The 5,311-nt window shown below is 57.8% G+C and carries 3 protein-coding genes; 1 reads left to right on the top strand and 2 read right to left on the bottom strand.

Annotated elements, in window-relative coordinates:
* Positions 1-284 precede the first annotated feature (284 nt).
* Positions 285-1,025, bottom strand: a complete 741-nt coding sequence (locus tag RSSM_RS15365; RefSeq protein ID WP_008680442.1) for a PAS and helix-turn-helix domain-containing protein — start codon at positions 1,023-1,025, stop codon at positions 285-287.
* 590 nt (positions 1,026-1,615) lie between these two features.
* Here RSSM_RS15365 and RSSM_RS15360 point away from each other — a divergent pair.
* On the top strand, positions 1,616-3,286 hold the full coding sequence (locus RSSM_RS15360; protein ID WP_044302663.1) for an alpha/beta hydrolase: 1,671 nt from the start codon (positions 1,616-1,618) through the stop codon (positions 3,284-3,286).
* A gap of 320 nt (positions 3,287-3,606) precedes the next feature.
* On the opposite strand, the gene RSSM_RS15355 is transcribed toward RSSM_RS15360, so the two are convergent.
* The gene (locus RSSM_RS15355; RefSeq protein ID WP_236621166.1) at positions 3,607-5,001 is read right to left on the bottom strand and encodes a hypothetical protein; all 1,395 of its coding nucleotides are present in this window, start codon (positions 4,999-5,001) and stop codon (positions 3,607-3,609) included.
* Positions 5,002-5,311: the final 310 nt, after the last annotated feature.

The following is a 5,311-nucleotide window of genomic DNA, read 5'->3' as shown; positions in this document are numbered from 1 at the left end:
ACGTAGCTCGGTCTTTCCAAGACCGAGAGAAGGCGTCGGTTGGCTGTTTCTGGGACTGGGCGGTTGGAGCGTGGACTGCAACGATTGTGGATTGCCGGAACGTCGCTTCGCTTGGTCCGGCCTACGGGGGCGATGCGAGAACGACGGGCGTAAATTGATCGATGTGCGTTCGCACCGGTTGCCCGGTAGAAATCCGCGGCTAACGCCGATTGGCTGATTGGGTCGCCCACGCAGCTCGTTCTTTTCACGACCGAGTGCCATCCCACCGGTGAGCCGAATGTGCGTTAACAGTTGGGGAGGCGGCGGAGTTTGGTGGCGTCGAGGTCGAGGCCCATTTCGGTAATCATGGCGACCAACTCTGACTGCCCACGCAGTTTGAGTTTCTGTGTGATCGATGATTTGTGACGCTCGATCGTCTTCGGGCTGCGGAACAAAAGCTTGGCGACGCGTGGGACGCTCATGCCGTGGCCGAGCAGGATAGCGACCTCGAGTTCGCGTCGCGTCAGAACATCGAGCGGTCCGAGGCCGATGAAGTTCGTGTGTACCTCTTCAATCGGTTCTCGCGTATCAATCTCGTCATGTCCGCCGCTGGTCCGTGTGATCACGATCACCCGATTGAACGGTGGCGACGTGTCTTCAATCGGCCACACGTTCGAACAAATTCGTTTGCCGTGATAAACGTGAGTGATCGAGAGAGGTTTGCTTTCTTCGATCACACGAGCGATCATCGCCATGCGTTCGGCAGCGTACTCGGGCGAGTGAAAGTCACTGATCTTCTTGCCCGCATAGTCGATACCGGTAGCCTTCGAAAACAACAACATTGCGGTGTCGTTGACGAACAGCAATCGGCCTTCCACATCCGTGATGCACACGCCAACGCCCGCCGTTTGTGTGACCGCCGCCCACAATGACATCGGATCGATTTGGGGCGGGTCGATGCGATCGCGGCGAGTGGGGGCGACGCGTTGTGGCGTGCCGCGATCGGTTGGGTCGGGCGACGTTTGACGCGAGGAAGGGTCAGGCATGTCGGGGACGAGTTCAAGAAAAGAGAATTGTGAACAAAAGTCGACGAGATGAGGTGATCAACTCATAGATTACCCGGGTTGGCCCCCCAATACTACTGAAACTCAGAGCACTCCAGAACGGTGCCAACGCGGCAATAGCGATTGTCGATGCGGCAACTCACCAATACGCCTCGGAATCGATCTGGTTAGCTCACGACCTGGCTCGCCACGGAAGGAACAACCAGCCACGGATGGCATTTTTTATCTCCAGCCGAGTGGACTGATCACGCAACGCTTCTAGCGTTTCTTCTCTGGTGGTGCTCCAAGCCTCGTTTTCGGGTAGCGAAACTCGCCAATAGTTTCGGGAGGGCTCGTGAATCACCAAAAGCGTTGGCGACTTTCGCTGCGCCCTTAAACCCCCATTCTTGATCTGTTGATGTCTTCCACTTGCGTGACTGTTCGCACTCGCGGTTGGTTGTCCATGTCGAACAGGGTGGTGAGGTTGATGAATCATACTTTGTGATCATTCGGTACCTTCCCTCGAAATTTTCCATCGCCGGTGGTCTACTATCTGGCCCACCATCGGATTTTCACGGCACAGGAAAATGAGCGTGTTGCATCGACTTATGGCCCGATTGAAATCGCGGTCGCATTCGTACTGGGATTCTTTCTCGTTCGTAGGGCTCGTGTTCGCCACGCTGTTCTTTTGCGGTTCGGTGACGCCGTCGTTGTTGCCGCGACCGTATTTCGTGCAAGGTGTACTTTCCGGTTTCTCGTTGGCGATCGGCTATGGCGTCGGTGTTTTTCTGTTGTGGTGTTGGACGTTTCTCGAACTGCCGCATCCATCCGAAGTGTTGGCAACGCGATTCAAGCAGGCTTCGGTGATCGGAACGAGTTTGGTGTTCTTGGGATCGACGTGGCGGGCGACGGAGTGGCAAAACTCAATCCGAGAACGGATGGAACTGCCGCCGGTAGAGTCGGCTGACCCGTTTTGGTTCTGCGTGATCGCGATTGTGGTCGCCTGTGTGTTGGTCGCGATCGCCCGCTCGATGATCTTTGGCGGACGCAAGCTGTCGCGCGGTCTGGAACGATTCGTTCCGCGTCGAATCGCAATCTCGGTGAGCACCGTGGTGGTGTTGATCGTGGCGACGATGATTGCCAACGGTGTCGTCGCGCGGGGGATGTTGAATTTCGCGGATGGTTTTTTCTTGAAAGCGGATTTGCTCATCGACGACCAAATCGAGCAACCGAATCGTAGCCTCGCGTGCGGCAGCGAAGAGTCGTTGGTCGATTGGGAGTTGATCGGCCGACGCGGCAAAGACTTCATCGCGGGCGGTCCGACGCGTGAAGAGATCGCTGCGTTCACGGGTGAGGAGGCGATGCACCCGATCCGCGTGTGCGTGGGGATGCGGTCGGTCGACGGAGAAGACGCGCGGGCGGAACTCGCGTTTGAGGAACTCAAACGAGTCGGCGGTTTCGATCGCAAGGTGTTGATCGTGGCGACACCGACCGGAACCGGTTGGCTCGACGAAGGTGCGGTGGATACGGTCGAGTATTTGCACCACGGTGATACGGCGATCGTCAGTGCACAGTATTCGTATCTGCCGAGTTGGATCACGATCTTGGTTGACCCATCCCGGTCGCGACGATCGGCGACGGCGCTGTTCGACAAAGTTTACGCTTACTGGACGACGTTGCCCAAAGATGAGCGACCGCGTTTGTATTTGTTCGGGCTGAGTTTGGGATCGTTCGGTTGTGAGGACGCCGCGGATCTGCTCGAAACGTTTCAGGACCCGATCAACGGTTCGGTGCTCAGCGGACCGCCCTTCCCGAGCCACCAGTGGCAATCGTTGGTTGCCGGCCGGAATCCGGAATCACCGGTTTGGTTGCCGACGTTTCGGAATCAATCGATGGTGCGATTCACATCGCAAATCAACACGCTCGACAGCGGCAAAGCTTGGGGGCCGATCCGCAACGTTTACATCCAATACGCGAGCGACCCGATGGTTTGGTTTTCACCATCGCTGGCTTGGCACCGACCCGAATGGCTGACCTCGCCGCGAGGTCCAGACGTTTCTCCGGGACTGCGTTGGTCCCCGATCGTCACGTTCCTGCAGATCGCGTTCGACTTGCCGATGGCAACCAGCGTCCCGATCGGCTACGGACATAACTACGCGCCAGCGAACTACATCGACGCCTGGAACGCCGTGACCGAACCGGAAGGATGGTCCAACGAAGAGATCAGCCGGTTGAAGCAGTTTTTCAAACCAACCGAGGAATGAGGCAACGCGAGAAACACGCCGGCGGATGGTTGGCCCGGGCGGTTGAGGTCTGGATTTCAAAGGTTGTGTGGATGCCGGAACGTCGCTGCGCTTGGTCCGGCCTACGGGGGCGATGCGAGAACGATGGGCGCGAATTGGTTGCTGTGCGTTCGCCCTGGTTGCCCCGTAGGAACCGCGGCTAACGCCGATTGGCTGATCGGGTCGCCCACGTAGCTCGGTCTTTCCAAGACCGAGAGCACCCACCGCCCAGATCACCACTCGGCCGGGCGAAAAAAATCGCACGCGACCATCCCTACAAAGCGACCGCGGTCCGCGATCACTTAGAACTGCATCTTGTATTTGTCCGTCATTTGGCGGCGCATTGATGCGGTCATTTTGTCGATTTGCGAGAGCACGCCGCGGAAGTCCGCGTAGGCGGTTCCTCTTGCGTAGGCGTCCGTCACGCGTTGGTAATCGGCGGAACTGTTGGGGTCGGAATAGCCGTATCCGTAACCGTAGCCATACCCACGTCCGTAGCCATAATAGGATCCACTCGAGAGTCCTTGGCTGGCCTTGGCCTTGCCAGCTTGGATGTTCGTCGAGCGGACGTTCAATGCGTTCCCCCGAAGCAGTTCAGCGACGTCGCTACCGTACTGCACCATCACCGGGTCAACATTCAGTGTCCCCATTGCGTCGAGCTTGCGGGCTTGTTGATCGTTCCATTTCGCCAAGCCACCGGTCGTTTGAGATTTGTGTTTGCGGACCTGCTCGATGGTCTTGTTGACTTCGTCGAAGTAATGCTTCGTCGTGTAAGCGACTTGCTCGGCCGCCGAGCCCGGTGAGTCGGACAATTTGATCATCTGGTTCGAGATGTTGTTTGCTTCGGTGGAGAGCGTGAAAATGTTCAGCAAACCGCCGAGCGAGGCTTCGGTGATCGCACCTTTGAACGCCAACTGGTTGCCTTCGGATTTCACTTCCCAAGAGAGCACCTCGGGAGCGGCGGTGCCGTTGCGTTCGAGGATCTCGGCGAGCAGTTCGTTGGCGATTGTCTTCAGGCTCGCAGGCGACTTTTCGAAATCGATCGTGAAGATGCATTGCCCCAAGCTGTCACGGCCGATGATGACGCTGAACCCTTTGACCGACGCCAGGGTGCTGGCGACCGAGTCGGGTTGGTTTGATTTCAGCGATGTGAATTTCTTGAGTTTTTCAGCCAAAGGCACCGGCGAGATCAGGTTGCGAACGTCCGCCGCGATCATGAACGAAAGATACGATTCGGGCTGTTTCGACAAAGCCGCCAGGTAGCTGGAGTCGGAGATGTCCGCATCGGACTGAATCCATCGCGACAGGAGCGACCGGTTGGCCGGACGAAGGAAACCGAGTCGGTTGTCCTCGAGCGGCACCAGGTATGATTGCCGGGGCGACCAGACCACTGGGGTGCCGATGATCGAATCGACGTAGCCGCCTGTTGCCGAGGCGATTTTTTCGGCGTCGGGAGCCGATTTCATCATCGCGTAACCCGCTTCCCAGCGAGGCCGCAGGCTGGAGAGATCGAGGTCGGAGATCAGCCAAATGTCGTTGACGTTATCCGTCAAACGCGATGAGAATTCCGCGTCGCTCATCAGTTTATTGAGCGAAGGGACGTGGACATAAGCGATCGCATTGGCCGGTGCGGGGGACTGCACGAGCAGTTTGGCGAGTTTGGTGTCTTGAGCGTTCGCGACGCCTATCAGGCTCACGCAGACGCAGATCGATGCCAGGAGCCGGGCGGTAGTGGTGAACATCTTTTCGGAGCCAAGGTGCAGGGGTTCGGAGTATTCGAGACGGTCGCAACGAGTCTACTTTCACGCCCAACACCAAGCAACCAATCTAAGGGGGCGCAGATTCCGCCTGGACACGCGTTCGAATCGTGTGGCGGGGATTGCCGGAACGGCGCTTCGCTTGGTCCGGCCTACGCGGGCGATGCCAAATTGACGGGCATGAATTGGTCAAAGTGCGTTCGCATCAGTTGTCAGGCAGAGAACCGCGGCGAACGCCGATCGGCTGATT

Source organism: Aporhodopirellula sallentina SM41 (assembly GCF_000346505.1).
Lineage (GTDB): Bacteria > Planctomycetota > Planctomycetia > Pirellulales > Pirellulaceae > Rhodopirellula > Rhodopirellula sallentina.
Note: the sequence above shows the minus strand (reverse complement) of the source record. Positions and strands in the feature narration are given on the sequence as shown.